The organism is Vibrio sp. OPT46 (genome assembly GCF_015163535.1).
Taxonomy (GTDB): Bacteria; Pseudomonadota; Gammaproteobacteria; order Enterobacterales; family Vibrionaceae; genus Vibrio; species Vibrio alginolyticus.
The window spans coordinates 1-384 of the sequence record NZ_JADDYG010000144.1 but is presented as its reverse complement, the minus strand read 5'-3'; the positions used below and the strand labels follow the sequence as shown (position 1 = coordinate 384).

The 384-nt window shown below is 38.8% G+C and carries 1 pseudogene; it reads left to right on the top strand.

The window, feature by feature from the left end:
- Positions 1 to 160: 160 nt before the first annotated feature.
- Positions 161 to 384 (top strand): annotated as a pseudogene (locus IQR33_RS06650) (GNAT family N-acetyltransferase); the annotation flags it as partial.

Genomic DNA, 384 nt, shown 5'->3' with positions numbered 1-384 from the left:
GGTTAAAACTTAATCACGGATGTATGTTCTAAGTGAGTTAGGCCTAATTTTCAGGAAGAATATTACATTTCTTAAGCACTTAATTGAGATGTTTGTGTCCCGTCATTTAGATGAGATTTAGGTATACTGCTGCCATTCATGTTAAAGAAGGAGTCATTGAATGGACATCTTGTCTGCGCAAAAAGAGGACTTATTTGCCATATATAAGCTCGAAAATACTTTATTTGGAGCACACGCCTATCCTCAATTTTTCTTTCGGCAAGCTTTTGATTGTTGGGGAGAGAGTTTACTGGTAGCAAAAGAGGGAGAGCAGGTCGCAGGGTATATATTGCTAACGACTAGCACAAATGCACATCAATATTGGATCATGTCATTGGCCGTCGA